This is a genomic window from Sorangium sp. So ce131, assembly GCF_051519095.1.
Classification (GTDB): domain Bacteria; phylum Myxococcota_A; class Polyangia; order Polyangiales; family Polyangiaceae; genus Sorangium.
Genome location: NZ_CP150455.1, coordinates 250,680 through 265,699, shown reverse-complemented (window position 1 = coordinate 265,699; position 15,020 = coordinate 250,680). Strand labels below are relative to the sequence as shown.

Here is a 15,020-nt window from a genome sequence, read left to right as displayed (position 1 = left end):
CCGCCGCCGGGTCGCCTTTCACCGGCGCGACAGGGCGGGGAAAGGTAGAATATTGAACCCATCCAGCGAATCGACGGTCGGGGGTTGGTGAGCCCGCGCGCGCCGCGCCGCGCGCAGGGAGCCGCCGTGTCATGCGCCAGGAACAGGGGGAATCCATGTCTCTCAAGCGGAGATTCATCGTGCTTGGTTTGGCCGGGGCGCTGTCGGGCTGCGCCGTCGAGGTGGGGGACGCCGGCGCGCCGGACGAGCCTGTGGGCGAATCACGGGGGGCCCTCTTGGGCGGCAACGCACTGAACCTCAACGCACTGAACCTCAACGCACTGAACCTCAACGCACTGAACCTCAACGCGCTGAACCTCAATGGTCTCAGCGCGCAGAACCTCGCCGCGATCCAGGATCCCGGGCCGAACGGCGCGCTGGCGCGCGAGTTCGTGCGCTACGCGACGGGTTGCGCCCTGAGCAGCGCGGAGTCGTTTAACTTCTCGTGGACGGACTCGACCGGCGCCGTACACCACGAGAGCTACCCTGGGCTGCTCGGCGTCGCGCCCACCTGGGCGCGCGGGCCGCTCGACGAGCTCGGGCAGCGCATGGTCTCCAGCTGCGTGGCGGCGCGCGTGAACTACTATCGAGTACCGGTCATCCTCTCCGCCCGCTCGCTGCGGGAGCCGCTGAAGACGCTCTCCTCCAGCCGGGAGCTCATCGATTATCCGGACGTCGAGGGGGCCTTCTGGGGCAACCTGTTCGCCGCGTGGCCCTACCTCAACGCCTGCTACAACAGCGCGACGGTCGACAACTCGCGCGCCTACAAGCGCGACTGCGCCGCGGGCCACCTGATCTCCGGGGGCTATATCGAGGAGTGCGGGGTGATCCACATCGTCGGGCCGTGCAGCCGGGTATGCCAGAACCTCAACGGGGCCGGCCAGTACTACCCGTCCTGCGTCGACCGCCCCGGCTACAGCACCGCGACCACGAAGGAGGTGGTCACCACCGCCTTGCCCTGACCGACGGCCGCGCCCGCGATCTCGCGCCCTGTCCGCGATCGATCATCTCACGCCTTCCGCGCTCTCTGCTCGCTCGCCCTGCTCGTTCGACCACCGGAGCCGCTGGCCGGCCGTGCTTACGGCTTCTTCGGCTTCTTCGGCTTCTTGGGCTTCGGCGGCAGCTTCATCTTCTTCGGGTCCTTCGGCGCCCAGGGCACGCGCGTGTCGATCGGCAGGATGTCCTCGTGCGGCAGGGCGCGCTCGCCCTCGCGCTTCACGTCGAACGACGCGGACACCACGTTGACCCGGTGCGCTCCGACGTCGGACAGGTCGCCTTTGACCTTGAGCCCGATGGGGATGCAGAAGCGCCGCTTCCTCTCTTCGTCCATGTCGACCGCCGGCGGCGCGCCGACGCCGCTCGGATCGGCCCGCCGGCCGCCGATCTGGCTCGGGTCCTCGACGGCCTGCTGGATCTTCTCGAGCAGCTCCTCGGCGCACACGAGCTCCGGCGTGGGCTTCTTCTTGCTGCCGGAGGGGTATTGCACCTTGGACTGGACCTTGACCGTCACGGTCACAGGCTCCTTCTTCGCCCCCATCTGCAGCGCGCTCGCCGCGAGCGCGCCCTTGGCGTCGCCCACGATGCGCTCCCAGGTGGGGCCGTCGCCGGCCGTCGCGCTCACCAGGCGGACGCCGAGGACCTGGCCGTCGGCGCCGATCTTGACCTCGAAGGTCGCGCGCGCGTCGAGGGGCGCGGCCGAGGAGCGCACCGCGCTCGCCAGGGTGGTCGCCACCACGCCCGCGGCCGGGACGCTGATCCCGACGCTCTTGTCCTTGTTATTCAGCGTGCCGCTCAGCACCTTGCCCGCGATCTCGGCGTCCACGGGGCGCGCGGGCGCGGCCACCGTCGGGGCGGCGCGCGGCGCCTCGGCGCTGGGCATCGCGCCGGGCACGGCCCAGAGCGGCGCCCCGATGCCGGGCGCGAGCGCGACGCCCCCGCCCGCCGCGGGGGGAGGCCCGCCGTACTCGCCGCCCGGCGCCGGCGCCGTCGCCACCGGCCCCGGCACCTCGGCCGGCCCTCGCGGCGGCGTCTCGGCCTGCGGGCCCTCCTCGGGCGCCCGTCCGGCCGGGGCCGCGGGCGGCTCCGGCGTCGCCGGCGCCGCGGCTGGCTCTGGCGCCGCGGCTGGCTCCGGCGCCGGCCTCTCTCGCTCGACGGAGGCCACCTTGGCGGCCGCGGCGCCCGGCGCGGGCGCGGGCGTCTTCTCGACCGGCGCGGCCTTGTCGACCTCCTCCTGCGCTTCCGGGGCAGGCGCCGCGACCTCGGCTTGCGGGGCCGCGGCGCCGGCCTGCGGGCCCTCCGTTTCGAGCTCGATGTCGATGCCGTCCACGACCTGGGCCGGCCCGGCCGGGGTGTCGAGGCGCCGCTCGTGGCTCGGCGCGGCGAGGAACGCCAGGTGCGCCGCGACGGCCAGGACGACGGCCGCGGCCTCGCGCCCCCGGGGCGAGATGCTCACCGCCTCCTCAAGCCAAGGCGACTGCGCATCCCGCGAGGTTAGCACCGCGGTGCGCGGCTGCCCTGGTCGGCAACCCGCGAGCAAAAAAACCGCTGGAGTGAGCTATCTCACTCCTTACAGCCCCGAGGCGCCGCTCACATTCGCCCGGAGGCGCCCTTCACCCCGAGATAACGCTGCTGGTCCTCGGCGCTCGCCAGCATCGCCGCCGAGGTCGTCTCCAGCGCGATGCGGCCGTTGACCATGACCGCGAGCCGCTCCGCGAGCGCCGCCGCGACCGCGAGCCGCTGCTCCACGATGAGCATGCCGATGCCGTCGCGCGACAGCGCCCTCAGCGTCGCGATGAGCTGGTCGACGACGAGCGGCGCGAGCCCCTCGGAGATCTCGTCGAGCAGGAGGAAACGCGGCCCGATCATCAGCGCCCGGGCGATCGCGAGCGACTGCTGCTCCCCGCCGGAGAGCGCGCCGGCGAGCACCCGCCGCCGTTCGCGGAGCCGCGGGAACAGCGCGTACACGCGCTCGCGCGTCCATCCCGCGCCCCCGCCCGCGGCCGGCTTCCCGCGCCGCTCGGCCATCATCTGGAGGTGCTCCTCCACCGTGAGCGACGGGAAGATCCGCCGCCCCTGCGGGACGTACCCGATCCCGAGGCCCGCGATCCGGTCGGGCCGCTTCCCGAGGATCGGCGCCCCGTCGAACAGCACCTCTCCCTCGGCGCGCGCGACGAGCCCCATCAGCGTGTTGCAGAGCGTCGTCTTCCCCATCCCGTTTCGGCCCACGAGCGCCAGTGGCTCGCGGCCGATCGCGAGATCCACGCCTTGCAGGACGTGCGCCTGCCCGTGATACACGTGCAGGTTCGCGATCGCGAGCAGCACGTCACCCACGCACCGCTCCGAGGTAAAGCGCGTGGACCTCCTCGCTCGACTGGACCTCTTCCGGGCTCCCCGTCATCACCGCCTGCCCCTCGTGCAGGATGGTCACCACGCTCGCGAACTCGAGCGCGATATCCATATCGTGCTCGATGAGCAGCACGGTGATGTCCGGATCGAGCCCCGAGAGCAGGCCGAGCAGCGTGCTCCGCTCCCCCTGGGAGAGGCCGGCGGCCGGCTCGTCGAGCAGCAGCTGCCGCGGGCCGCCCGCGAGCGCCATCCCGATCTCGAGCTGCCGCTGCTGCCCGTGCGAGAGCGCCGCCGCCGGCGCGCCGCGCTCGGCGGCGAGGCCGACCCGCTCCGCCACCTCGTCGGCGCGCTGCCAGCTGGGCCGCTCGGTCAGGGCCGAGAACAGGCTCGTCCGGCGCTGCCGGCTCCCGCGCGCGGCCAGGAAGAGGTGCTCCCGCACGGACAGCTCGGCGAAGAGGTGCGCCGTCTGGTAGGTGCGGCCGAGCCCCCGGCGCGCGCGCTGGTGCGGGGAGAGCCGCGTCACGTCCTCCCCGAACAGGAAGACCGCGCCCTCGGTCGGCGGGAGCTCCCCGGAGAGGAGGTTGAACAGGGTCGTCTTCCCCGCCCCGTTCGGCCCGAGGATGGCGCGGCGCTCGCCGCGCTCCACCCGCAGCGAGACGCCCCGCAGCGCGTGGAACCCGCCGAAGCGGCGCCCCAGCCCCGCGACCTCCAGCGCCGGCGCGCCCTCACGCACCGGGGCCCCCGCGGCGCCCGCGCGCGGCCAGGGAGAGCCCGCGCGCGGCCAGGGAGAGCCCGCGCGCGGCCAGCGCGCGCGCGTGGCCCTCGAGCGGCCGGAGCAGCCGCGCAATCGGCCCTACGGCGCGACGCGCGGCGCGGCGCGCGAGGCCCGCGAGCCCCTCGGGCAGGAACAGGGTGACCACGAGGAACGTCAGCCCGATGAGGGTGTTGAACCGGCTCGTGTACGAGCTCGCGAAGTTCGTGACCAGCGTGAAGAGCAGCGCCCCGAGGAACGCCCCCTCCAGGTGCGCGAGGCCCCCGGAGACGGCGATCACGACGATCGCCTCGGTCCGGGACATGTCGATCGACCCCGGCGAGATGGAGCCGTTGTACCAGACCCCGAGCACCCCCGCGACCGCCGCCACGAAGCCGGCCAGCGTGAACGCGGCGACCCGGTACGCGGCGACGTTGTAGCCGAGCGTCCGCATGCGGCGCGGGTTGTCGCGGATCCCCTGGAGCGTCAGGCCGAACGGCGTCCTCGCCACGCGCCAGAGGAGCCAGTACATCGCCGCCGCCGCGGCGAGGCTCACGTAGTAAAACGCCCACGGGCTCGCGAGCGAGACCCCGCCGAACGACGGCGCCCGCACGCCGTTGATGCCCGTGTGGCCGTTCGCGAGGACGTGGTCCTGGTCGACGAACCGGTAGAGCAGCATCGCCTGGGCGAGCGTGATCATGAAGAAATAGATGCCCTGCGTCCTGCACGCGACGAGCCCGAAGACGAACGCCACCGCGCTCGCGACGGCGAGCCCCGCGAGCACCCCCGCGTACCACGGCAGCCGGTGCGTCGCCGTGAGGACGGCGACGGTGTACCCGCTCGCGCCGTAGACGGCGATCTGCGCCAGGGAGAACATCCCCGCGAACCGCGACAGGAAGATCACGCTGAGCGCGACCATCCCGAGGAACAGCGTCTGCGCGCCGATCTGCAGCACGAAGAAGTCGGAGAGGAACAGCGGGCACGCCGCGAGCAGCGCGAGCGCCGCCGCCGCGCCGGCGGGGCGCGGTCGCGATGCTCGCGGCGCCCCGGGCCCGGCGGGCGTCACGTCGGCCTCCCGAGCAGCCCCTGGGGCCGGAAGGCGAGCACGCCGATCATCAGCAGGTAGGTGACGAGCACGGAGTACGTCGGGAAGTACGCGAGGCCGTACTGCTCGATGAGCCCGACGAGCAGCGCGCCGAGCGCCGCGCCGCCGACGCTGCCCATGCCGCCGACGATCACGACCACGAGCGACGAGAGGAGGTACGCCCCGTCGTCGCCGGGCGAGATCGACAGGCTGGCGCCGCCGATCGCCCCGGCGAGCCCGGCCAGCAGGGCGCCCAGCGCGAAGACGACGAAGAGGACGCGGTCCACGTCGATGCCGAGCGCGGAGACCATGTCCCGGTCGTCGATCCCCGCGCGGACCAGGCGCCCGAGCCGCGTGCGCTTGATCACGAGCCAGAGGATCGCGCCCACGGCGATCGCGGCGCCCAGGGTGGCGAGCCGGATCGTCGGGTACACGACGCCGGCGACGCGCGTGCTGCCGTCGATCGCGGGCGGCGGGGTCACCTCGTAGCTGTGCCCGCCGTACTGGGCGAGCAGCTGGTCGGCGATGACGATCCCGGCGCCGATCGTCACGAGGGCCTGGCGCATGTCGGAGCCCTTCGTCGGCCGGAGGACGGTCCGCTCCAGGGCGAGCCCCGCGACCACCGCGGCGAGCGGCGCGAGGACCATGGCGAGCGCGAAGCTCCCGGTCGCCTCGAAGATCGAATAGGCGGCGTAGGCGCCGATGAGGCAGAGCGAGCCGTGGGCGAGGTTGACGAGCCGCATCACGCCGAAGACGAGCGTGAACCCGCTGGCCACGAGGAAGATGAGCGCGCCGCGGGTCAGTCCATTCAACGTGACCGTGATGAACTGCGTCATGTCGCTGCGTCCGATCCCCCGATCGCAGGCGCGCGCCGCGCGGCCCCCCCGGCGCGCGACGCCGCCGTCACGTCACGGGCAGCTCGGGTTGTCGCGGTTGAAGCTGCCCAGCTTGAGGAACTCGTCCTCGGGGAGCTTCATCGTCTGGTTCACCTCGGGGATGACCCGGAGCAGGCGCTTGTAGAGCGTCCCGTCTTCCTTCTTCTCGACCACGGTCAGGTACGAGTCGGAGATGGCGTTGCGGTTCTTGTCGAGCTTGACCTTCCCGTTCGGGGACTCGAACTCGAGCTTGGCCAGGGCGTCCTTGAGCTTCGCCTGGTTGTCCGAGAGATCGCCGTTCACCTGCTTCAGGGCGAGCAGCGCCGCCTTCATGTTCGTGTAGTAGGCGTAGAGGGTGCCCGACGGGAACTTGTACCCTTCCGGGAACTTCGCCCGGTACGCCTTCACGAACGCCTGCCAGGTCTCGCTCGGGTTGTCGTCCGCGATCGGCACCCCCGAGACGGTCCCCACGAGGTGCTCCGCGATCACCCCCTTCGAGTCGAGGACCATCTGGTCGACCGTGCTCGAGCCGCCGATCAGCGGCGCCTTGCCACCGAACTGCTTGTATTGCTTCAAGAAATTCAGGGCGTCGGCGCCGCCGAGCGCCACGTAGATCGCGTCGACGTCAGCCGGGATCGACGAGATGACGGAGCTGTAGTCCTTGGTCCCGAGCGGCACCCACAGCTTCTTGGGCACGCGCCCGCCGACGCTGCAGAACTCGGCCATGAAGCCGCCCACGAGGGTGTACGGGTACGAGTAGTCCTCGGCGAGGGTCGCGACCCGCTTGTAGCCCTTCTCCTTGAACGCGTAGCTCCCGACGCCGGTCATCCACTGCGCGCCGTCGGGCGAGAAGCGGTAGAAGTTCGGCGCCTGGTCGCGCAGCGTGATGTCCTGCGCCGCGGCGCTCCCGTTGATGAACACCCGCTCGGGGTGGCTCTTCGCGAGATCGCGGATCGCGAGCCCCTCGTCGCCGGACAGCGGGCCCACGATGAAGTCGACCTTCTCCTGCTCGAGGAGCTTCCTGGCGGCGTCGCGCGCGACGTTCGGCGTCGCGTCCGAGCTCTCCTTGACGAGCACGATCTTCTTGCCGGCGACCACCCCGCCAAACTCGTCGACGGCCAGGTCGACCCCGCGGATCCCCTCCTCGCCGAGCGACGTCAGCGGCCCGGAAAGCGTGGCGATCACGCCGATCTTGATCTGCTCGGCCTTGCCCTGACCCGCCTTGGCCTCATCGCCCTTGGCCTGGCTGTTCTTGGCCTGATCGGCCGGCGCCGCGAGCTCGGCCTTCTGCTGGCCGCCGTCCTCGCAGCCCCAGAGGAGCGATGCGCAGGCGAGCAGCGCCGCCGCGCTCGACGTCAGACCACGAGACGTTGCGAGACTCTCTAGGAAGCCCATGATCCTCCGCTTGCCCTCCCGACGGCGATCTCCGCGACCGCCCTTGACGGGCCGACCGGGACACAACAGGTCGACCCATATCACGAGCGCGCGATGGTCGTGCATTTGTTCTCTGTATTTTTGCGCCTTTGCGCCTTTGCTTTGGAATCTCTCCTCCCTCGCCGTGATCCCCTGCCAAGACGTCTCTGACAGGCGGAGCAGCATCGCCCCGTGGCGCCCGCCGACGCGCTTGCGCCCCTTCGCGAACCCGTTCACCATCGCGCCCGGCGAGGCATGCCGGCGGACCATGGCGAAGAGGAGGCGGCCGTCCTGGCCGCGGCGCGCGCCGGAGACCACGGGGCGTTCGCCGCGCTGAGCGAGCGCTACCGCCGCCTGCTCCGCGCGCACTGCTATCGCATGCTCGGCTCGTTCGACGAGGCCGAGGACATGGTGCAGGAGGTCCTGCTCCGCGCCTGGCGCGGCCGCGAGGGGTTCCAGGGGCGATCGCTGTTCCGCACCTGGCTCTACTGCATCGCCACCAACGCCTGCCTGAACGCGCTGGAGCGCGCCCCGCCGCGGGTGCTGCCGCAGGACCTCGGGCCGCCGGTCACCGCCTCCACGCCGGCGTCGCAGGCGCGCTCCACGCCGCCCTGGGCGCCGGAGGTCCCGTGGCTCCAGCCGTTCCCGGACGACCTGCTCGACGCCGAGCCGCCCACCGACGCCGTGCCCGCCGACGCCGTGGTGGAAGCGCGCGAGACCATCGCGCTGGCGTTCCTGGCCGCGCTGCAGCACCTGCCGCCGCGCCAGCGCGCCGTGCTCATCCTGTCCGACGTGGTGGGCTGGTCGGCGGCCGAGATCGCGGAGCTGCTCGAGCTGACCGTCCCGTCGGTGACCAGCGCGCTCCAGCGGGCGCGCTCGACGCTGCGCGCGCGTTTCCCCGCCGGGGCGCCGGAGCCGCCCGCCGGCGCGCCGGTCACGGGCCGCGAGCGCGCCGCGCTCAAGGTGTTCATGGACGCGTGGGAGCAGGGGGACGCCGCCGAGCTGACCCGGCTCCTCCGCGAGGACGCGCGCTGGGCGATGCCACCCGCGCCGCTCTGGTTCGACGGCCGCGCGGCGATCGCCAACCTGCTCGCGCTGTTCCCGCCCCGCTGGCAGGGACGTGAGTTCAGGATGGCGCCGGTCGGCGCCAACCGGCAGCCGGCGGCCGCGGCCTACCTGCGCCGCCAGGGCGAGGCGGTGTTCCGGCTGTCGGGGATCCACGTGCTGCACGTCTCTGACGGCCAAATTGCGGAGATCACGACGTTTTCGGCCGAGCTGTGCGCGGGGTTCCGGCTGCCGGCGACGCTCACCGATTAGTTTTTCTCCGCCTCGGGTCTACGCGACAGGACCGCGGAAATCCGCGGGTAAGGAGACCCGAGATGAAGAAGACGACCTCCAGGGACGGCACCACCATCGCGTTCGACCAGACCGGGCAGGGGGCGCCGGTGATCCTGGTGCTGGGCGCGTTCAACGACCGGACGACGGGCGCGCCGCTGGCGGCGTACCTGGCGCGGCGGTTCACCGTGCTCGCCTATGATCGCCGGGGGCGCGGCGACAGCGGCGACGCGGCGGCGTACGCGATCGACCGCGAGGTCGAGGATCTGGACGCGGTGATCCAGGCCGCCGGCGGCGCCGCGGCCGTCTTCGGTTACTCCTCCGGCGCGCTGCTCGCGCTGGCCGCCGCGGCGCGCGGCCTGGCCATCACGCGGCTGGCGCTCTATGAAGCGCCGCCCAGCCAGCCCGCCGACGCGCCGCCCGGCCAGCCCGCCGAGCACGTGCAGGCGCTGGCGTCGCTGGTCGCGGCCGGGCGTCGCGGCGACGCCGTGGAGTACTTCCAGCGGCGCATGGTCGGGATCCCCGACGAGGTCGTGGCCAAGCTCAGGCACGCCCCGTTCCGCCCCGCGCTGGAGGCGATGGCGCACACCCTGGTCTACGACGCGACGCTCGTCGCCGACGGGCGCATCAGCGCCGCGCTCGCGGAGGTCCGCCAGCCGGCGCTGGCGATCGCCGGCGGCGCGGGCGCGCCGGTCATGCGCCAGGTCGCCGAGAGGCTCGCCGCGCAGCTGCCCGGCGGACGGGCGGTCACGATCGAGGGCGCCACCCACGACATCGCGCCCGCCCTGCTCGGGCCGGTGCTGGAGCGGTTCCTCGACGGGTGAGCGTCGGCGGACGTGCCCGCGCTCCACGCGCGCGGGCACGTCTCCTTCACGTTCTCGTGGAACGGCGCGCCGGCGAGCTAGCCGCGCCGCAGAGCGGCGCGAGGTCCGGGGAGCTCACCATGAGGTCTGGCGCGCCCGACGACAACGCAGCGCTTGGCCGGCGGTGCCCCAGGCAATCGCTCGTGAAACCAGGAATCGAGCCGGCATCTACTGAGCCTGCACGTAGAGCGAGAACGGGAAGTTGCCCTGCCCGTCGACGAAGGTCGCGTCAGGGACGTCGATCACGAACTCGTGCATGCCGGCGCTCGCGGCCCCCCACGGGACGATCCGGGTGTCGATCACGTCGCCAGGGCACCAATTGCTGAACGACTGCCACTCTTCGTCCGACCGCGGGGACAGCCCGTAGATGCCGTTGCTCTGGGTATTGTACCTGCGAAACGGCTCGCACGACGTGCGCCCGGGCTTGTACTGCAAGGCCAGCTCGCCGTCGACGTACACGTAATGCTCGCGGCGAATATACTCCTCGCCGCCCTGGTTGGCGCCGTGGTTCGACGTGATCAACACGAGCTGTGCATTCTGTGTATCTGCCGGCAGCTCGAAGCTGACGGTCTTGCGGGTCGTGCCGACCGCGTCGCTGGCGCCCACGGCGTAATTGTTGAATTCTTCGCCGATCGCCAGCGGCAACAGGACGCTGAAGTCCTGGGCCTCCTGCGTGCTGTCGGTGTATAGCAGCAGCGATCCGAGCTGCGTGTCATTGCGACCAGCGCAACCGGCGACCTCGTCGTTCGCGGCGTAAGGCACGCCGAAGATGCTCAATTCGAACCAAAAATCGTGTTCCGCCAGGAGGTCGGGGTCTCTCAAGATCGGTACGAGGTTGCTGGCCTCCCATTCGTAGGGGACCGACGTCGGCTGCTTGTTCATGTCCATGAATGGCGTGACGAACCGTGCGACCTCGATCCGGTCGACCTCCCCGGGAACGTAGGTCTGGGCGCCCTTGGGGACCAGCGCCAGGTTGACCGAGCCGAGTCGATCGTAGTTGTCGCACAGCGCTCCCACGACCACGCGGACGTTCAGGGTGGTTTGGATCTTGGCGAGCAGCTCGTCGGTCAACCTGGTCGCAACCAGCGAGTTGTTGTGGCGGATCACGCCGTCCGGGATCGGTTCGTCGACCGTCGCGGCGTAGCCGTCGTAGAACGCGATGTTCTCCAGCACCGGGACCTCTTCGGGCTCCGGGGGCGGCACGTCGCCGCTGCCGCCGCTGCCGCCGCTGCCTGCGCTGGTCCCGGTCACTGCGCTCGTGCTCCCGGTGCCCTCGGAGGTCCCGCCGCCTCCGCCAGTGCCCACGTCAGCGCGCTGTTCATTCGTGCATGCGGCGAGCAGGGCCGACAGACAGAAGTATGGGATCGCGCGACGCAGGTTCATTCGTCGAACTTATCAGATCGCCGAGAAAACGGTCGATAGCGAGCGGCCGCCGGAAGCCGCAGCGATTTCCGTAGCTTACGCCCGTTTCGCCGCCGAGGGCGGCGGCCGAGCCAGCGGAGCGTTGATGCATCGCGCCCCTGCGGGCGGCGGGCGTGGGGCCGGCGATCCGCTCAGCGGAGGGTGAGATCCTCGGCCCGACGCGGGCAGACCTCGTAGGTCGCCTCGTACTGCGCGGCGAGGCCCGTCACCTCGATCTCCTGCCCCACGTCGAGAGAGGACGTGTCGATGACAGGCATGTTCTCCACGAGGTGGACAAACACCTGCACCTCGCCGGAGCCGTCATCCACGAAGACCTTGAGACCGTAGGGCGCGTCGTCCTCGACAGCTCGAGTCACCTGGCCTGCCACGCGGACCAGGAGGCCCTCGACCGCCTCGTCGACCTCGCTCGTCTTCACGTCCTCCGGCGAGACGTCCTGCTCCCCGGGGCCGATGACGACCGCGCTCCGCTCCGCCACGAGCACGGTCTGCTGGGCCACTTGGGCGAGCGTCCCCGTCGCGCGCACCTTTGCGCCGAGCGCCGCGACGACAGCCTCGGTCATGCTCACATAGATGCCAGCGCCGCTGTCCTGGAGGGCGAACCCCTGCTCCTCCGTCGCCGATCGGAACGTGCCGGGGGCCACCGTGACGAACCCCTCGACCGTGGCGGTCGCGCTCGCGGGCAGGGCGCGGGCGTCGGCGACGGGAATCGCGGCGTCTTCCGGCGTACCGTCGTCGGAGGAGCCGCAGCCCGCCGCGAAGGCGAGGGCCAAGGCGGCTGTCAGAGGTGAACGGGCGAGAGCGCGCATGACGAGAGGTATACCCGAGGCAAACGGTCCAGCGCAAGCGCGCGCGGGCAAGCGCCGGGACATGACGAGCTGGGACGTGCGCCTCGCAGCTCGGCGAGCCAACATGCGCGCGGCCTCGCGGGCGCTCACTCGCCCGGGAAGAGCTCCTCGGCCGTCATGTACTTCGCCCCGAGCGCTTGCGCGAACTCCCGGTCGCTGTCCATATCGCCGACCATCACCAGGTGCTCGCGCGCGAGCTTGTGGCGCTGGATGAGCGATATCCCGAGCCCCGGCAGGGGCTTGCGGCAGAAGCAGCCGACCGGAAACGCCGGGTGCGGGCAGTACACGACCTCGGCCACGGGCAGGCCGAGGAGCTCGATCGTCCTCGAGAACGCGGCCAGGACAGCCTCTTCGGTCACCGATCCTTTCGAGACGCCGCTCTGGTTCGACACGAAGAAGAGCGTGTATCCGTCGTTCACCCAGCGCTCCAGGACCGCGCGCCGACCGGGCAGGAGCTCGACGTCGTCGGGGTCGCGCGGGTAGATCTCGCCGCTCTTCGTCTTTCGCAGCGTGCCGTCGACGTCGAGGAGCAGGCCCTTGCCCGTGAAGAGCGGATCGACGCGCCGGACAAACGGGATCTCCTCGACCACCGAGAACCCCTCATCCACGTGCGGCGCCTCGAAATTCGCGGCCCACCGCGAGAGCGCCTGCGGCGGCGGCAGGTTGGGATCCTCTTTGCCGAGCACCTTCATGTCCTCCGGCCCGAGCAGCTTGCCGTAACGCTCGAGGACGCGCAGGACGACGTTCGCGTAGGCCTCGTTGATGGGCGTGGCCAGGTACCGGCACCGGACCGGCACGCCGTGCGCGTGCGCCATCCGGAGCACCGCATAACGCGACGCGCGCGTCCCGTACGTATTGTCGAGGACCACCCGCGTTTGCCCCGAGGAGAGCAGCTCTCCGAGCTTCTTGACCACGCCGTCGAGCGTGCCGCCGAGCTCATCGCGGTTCAGGCGCGCGTACCCTCTGGCCGTGTAGCGGGCGACCTCCGACGATTTGCCTGCCCCTTGAATTCCCATGATCACGACCACCTCGGGCGCGTCGCCGGGGCCCTCTCCGGGCTCGAGCTCGCGCAGGCCGGCGGGGATCACGGGGGGCGCGACCGAGGCCAGCACATCGGCGCTGGGCGCAAAGCTGGTCTTCGAGAGGTCGGCTCGATCGCGCGCGTCGAAGGGGACCTGGAGCGCGCGCAAGCACGACGCGACGCTCTCCGGCTTGGTCGCCCCGAACAGGGGAAGGACTGGGGGGCCGAGATCGAGCAGGGCCGCGAGGGCTGCTTCCTGGGGCGTGATGCTGTGCCGCGCGGCGATGGGCTTGATCGCGCGGTTCTTGAGGAGGTTATCGACCTTGGCGTGACCGCCGAGCGGCCGGTGGGCGAGGAACGGGATGCCCATCTGTTTGGCGATCTCGAAGAGGCCCCGGGCGGCGCTGCCGCGATCGAGGATGCTCAGCTCCTCCTGGATGGCCCGCACCGGGAAGTGCCGCTCGGCCTGGCGGACCTCTGCGATGGAGGTGTTGCTGAGGCCGAGGTGCTCGATGAAGCCCTCTCTCTGGAGCTCGGCGAGGGCGGCGAGGCTCTCTTCGAGGGGGGTCTTGGGGTCGGTCACGTGGAGGAGGAGCATGAAGATCCGCGAGACGCCGAGCGCCTTCAGGCTGCCCTCGACCGTGCGGCGCAGGTGGTCGCGGCTGCCGTTCGGGACCCATCGCCCTTTGGGTCGGGTGAGGCCCGCCTTGGTGATGACGCGCACGTCGTCGCGCGGGCCGGACCACGCGTCGAGCGCCTTGCGGGCGAGGCGCTCACCATAGTGGGCCTCGCGGTCCGTGAGGCAATAGGAGTCGGCGGTGTCGAGGAGGCGTATGCCTCGATCGAGGGCAACGTGGATGACGGCGGTCGCGTCCTCTTCCGAGGGGCGCCCCTCCGTGGCCAGCCGGAGCAGGCCGAGGCCGAGGGGAACGTCGAGGGGGCCTAGCACACCGTACGTGGAGGGGGCGGGAGTCACCGAGACGCTGATATCCAGGTCCGCGGCTCGATGCAAGCGCCGGCGCCTAGGATGCAGGGGCTCTGCGGCGTGTGATAGCTCCGTGCTCTCTCGATTTACGGGGCCGCGTGGTAACATCCATCGCGCGACCCGCGCCGGGTAAGGCCCCGGCGCTCAAGGAGGCGAGGACCGATGACGGCGAAGAGGGTGGCGCTGGTGACGGGCGCGAGCACGGGGATCGGCCGGAGCGTGGCGGAGACGCTCGCGCGGAACGGCTATGTGGCCTTCGCGGGCATGCGCGATCCCGATGGCAAGAACCGGGCTGCGCGCGACGAGGTCGCCGGCCTTTCGGCCGCGGGCGTGCCGATCGAGGCGGTCGCGCTCGACGTGACGGACGACGCCTCCGTGGCCGCGGCGGTCGCGACGGTGGTGGAGGAGACGGGCCAGATCGATGTGGTCCTGAACAACGCGGGCAGCTCCGTGATCGGCCTGGCCGAGTGCAGCACCCTCGAGCAGCAGCGGTCGCTCTTCGAGACGCACGTCTTCGGGGCGCACCGCGTCTGTCGCGCCGTATTGCCGCACATGCGCCGGCGAAAGACGGGGGTGCTCGCCTTCACGTCCAGCTTCATAGGGCGCGTCGTCCTGCCGAAGTCGGCGCACTACGCCGCGGCCAAGGCCGCGATGGAGATGCTTGCCGAGGGCTACAAGCACGATCTCGGGGCGTTCGGGATCGACGTCGTGATCCTGGAGCCGGGTATGGTCCAGACGAGGATCTTCCACAATACCTTGCCGCACGACGACGAGGCGCGCGCCGCCGAGTACGGGGCACCCGGCCGTCTGCCGCGCGCCATGATCGAGACGCTCAAGACCCTGAACGGACCCGACCCGGCGGAGCTCGCGGACGTGCTTCTGAAGCTCCTCGGGATGCCGCACGGCCAAAGGCCGCTGCGCACGACGTTCGGCGCGGACGCGGCGCTGGTCGGCCCCGTGAACGTCGCGGCGGACGAGGCCGCGCGGGCGCTGCTCGCCATCTACGGCGGGTAGACGTCGATGGTAGGTGGGGGCTAGCAGT

At 71.4% G+C, this 15,020-nt stretch carries 13 protein-coding genes; 4 read left to right on the top strand and 9 right to left on the bottom strand.

The window, feature by feature from the left end; all coding sequences use genetic code 11:
• Window positions 1–179 precede the first annotated feature (179 nt).
• Window positions 180–1,001 carry a hypothetical protein gene (locus WMF43_RS01040; RefSeq protein WP_437676764.1) on the top strand — a complete coding sequence of 274 codons (822 nt, stop codon included), beginning with the start codon at window positions 180–182 and terminating at the stop codon, window positions 999–1,001.
• Between the two features lie 116 nt (window positions 1,002–1,117).
• Here WMF43_RS01040 and WMF43_RS01035 read toward each other — a convergent pair whose 3' ends face one another.
• From WMF43_RS01035 to WMF43_RS01010, 6 genes are all read right to left on the bottom strand, one after another.
• Window positions 1,118–2,491, bottom strand: a complete 1,374-nt coding sequence (locus WMF43_RS01035) for a hypothetical protein (protein WP_437676762.1) — start codon at window positions 2,489–2,491, stop codon at window positions 1,118–1,120.
• A gap of 134 nt (window positions 2,492–2,625) precedes the next feature.
• A complete protein-coding gene (locus WMF43_RS01030; RefSeq protein WP_437676760.1) occupies window positions 2,626–3,369 on the bottom strand; it encodes an ABC transporter ATP-binding protein in 744 nt (247 codons plus the stop codon).
• Window positions 3,362–4,117 (bottom strand): ABC transporter ATP-binding protein, encoded by a 756-nt coding sequence (locus WMF43_RS01025; protein WP_437676758.1) that lies wholly within the window; start codon window positions 4,115–4,117, stop codon window positions 3,362–3,364. The genes WMF43_RS01030 and WMF43_RS01025 overlap by 8 nt, the downstream gene beginning before the upstream one ends.
• Window positions 4,110–5,201 (bottom strand): branched-chain amino acid ABC transporter permease, encoded by a 1,092-nt coding sequence (locus WMF43_RS01020; RefSeq protein ID WP_437676756.1) that lies wholly within the window; start codon window positions 5,199–5,201, stop codon window positions 4,110–4,112. Before WMF43_RS01020 ends, WMF43_RS01025 begins: the two co-directional genes overlap by 8 nt.
• Window positions 5,198–6,055 (bottom strand): branched-chain amino acid ABC transporter permease, encoded by an 858-nt coding sequence (locus tag WMF43_RS01015; RefSeq protein WP_437676754.1) that lies wholly within the window; start codon window positions 6,053–6,055, stop codon window positions 5,198–5,200. Before WMF43_RS01015 ends, WMF43_RS01020 begins: the two co-directional genes overlap by 4 nt.
• 72 nt (window positions 6,056–6,127) lie before the next feature.
• Window positions 6,128–7,489 (bottom strand): ABC transporter substrate-binding protein, encoded by a 1,362-nt coding sequence (locus WMF43_RS01010; protein WP_437676752.1) that lies wholly within the window; start codon window positions 7,487–7,489, stop codon window positions 6,128–6,130.
• Between the two features lie 273 nt (window positions 7,490–7,762).
• Here WMF43_RS01010 and WMF43_RS01005 point away from each other — a divergent pair, with 273 nt between their 5' ends.
• Window positions 7,763–8,824 carry an RNA polymerase subunit sigma-70 gene (locus WMF43_RS01005; protein WP_437676750.1) on the top strand — a complete coding sequence of 354 codons (1,062 nt, stop codon included), beginning with the start codon at window positions 7,763–7,765 and terminating at the stop codon, window positions 8,822–8,824.
• Window positions 8,825–8,886: 62 nt separating this feature from the next.
• The gene (locus WMF43_RS01000; protein WP_437676748.1) at window positions 8,887–9,666 is read left to right on the top strand and encodes an alpha/beta fold hydrolase; all 780 of its coding nucleotides are present in this window, start codon (window positions 8,887–8,889) and stop codon (window positions 9,664–9,666) included.
• A gap of 207 nt (window positions 9,667–9,873) precedes the next feature.
• Here WMF43_RS01000 and WMF43_RS00995 read toward each other — a convergent pair whose 3' ends face one another.
• The 3 genes from WMF43_RS00995 to WMF43_RS00985 form a co-directional block, all read right to left on the bottom strand.
• Complete coding sequence (locus WMF43_RS00995) at window positions 9,874–11,088, bottom strand: peptide-N-glycosidase F-related protein (RefSeq protein ID WP_437676747.1); 1,215 nt, start codon at window positions 11,086–11,088, stop codon at window positions 9,874–9,876.
• Between the two features lie 170 nt (window positions 11,089–11,258).
• Window positions 11,259–11,897, bottom strand: coding sequence for a DNA-binding protein (locus WMF43_RS00990; RefSeq protein WP_437676745.1), 639 nt, complete (start codon window positions 11,895–11,897; stop codon window positions 11,259–11,261).
• 161 nt (window positions 11,898–12,058) lie between these two features.
• Window positions 12,059–14,005: an aldo/keto reductase gene (locus WMF43_RS00985; RefSeq protein WP_437676743.1), complete on the bottom strand. Its 1,947-nt coding sequence runs from the start codon at window positions 14,003–14,005 to the stop codon at window positions 12,059–12,061.
• A gap of 135 nt (window positions 14,006–14,140) precedes the next feature.
• On the opposite strand from WMF43_RS00985, the gene WMF43_RS00980 reads away from it, so the two are divergent.
• A complete protein-coding gene (locus WMF43_RS00980; RefSeq protein WP_437676741.1) occupies window positions 14,141–14,992 on the top strand; it encodes an SDR family NAD(P)-dependent oxidoreductase in 852 nt (283 codons plus the stop codon).
• Window positions 14,993–15,020: the final 28 nt, after the last annotated feature.

Excerpts from the sequence above, each read along its gene's own strand:
- WMF43_RS01000 (WP_437676748.1), top strand. The coding sequence starts at position 8,887 with ATGAAGAAGACGACCTCCAGGGACGGCACCACCATCGCGTTCGACCAG.
- WMF43_RS01005 (WP_437676750.1), top strand. The coding sequence starts at position 7,763 with ATGCCGGCGGACCATGGCGAAGAGGAGGCGGCCGTCCTGGCCGCGGCG.
- WMF43_RS00980 (WP_437676741.1), top strand. The coding sequence starts at position 14,141 with ATGACGGCGAAGAGGGTGGCGCTGGTGACGGGCGCGAGCACGGGGATC.
- WMF43_RS01010 (WP_437676752.1), bottom strand. The coding sequence starts at position 7,489 with ATGGGCTTCCTAGAGAGTCTCGCAACGTCTCGTGGTCTGACGTCGAGC.
- WMF43_RS01015 (WP_437676754.1), bottom strand. The coding sequence starts at position 6,055 with ATGACGCAGTTCATCACGGTCACGTTGAATGGACTGACCCGCGGCGCG.
- WMF43_RS00995 (WP_437676747.1), bottom strand. The coding sequence starts at position 11,088 with ATGAACCTGCGTCGCGCGATCCCATACTTCTGTCTGTCGGCCCTGCTC.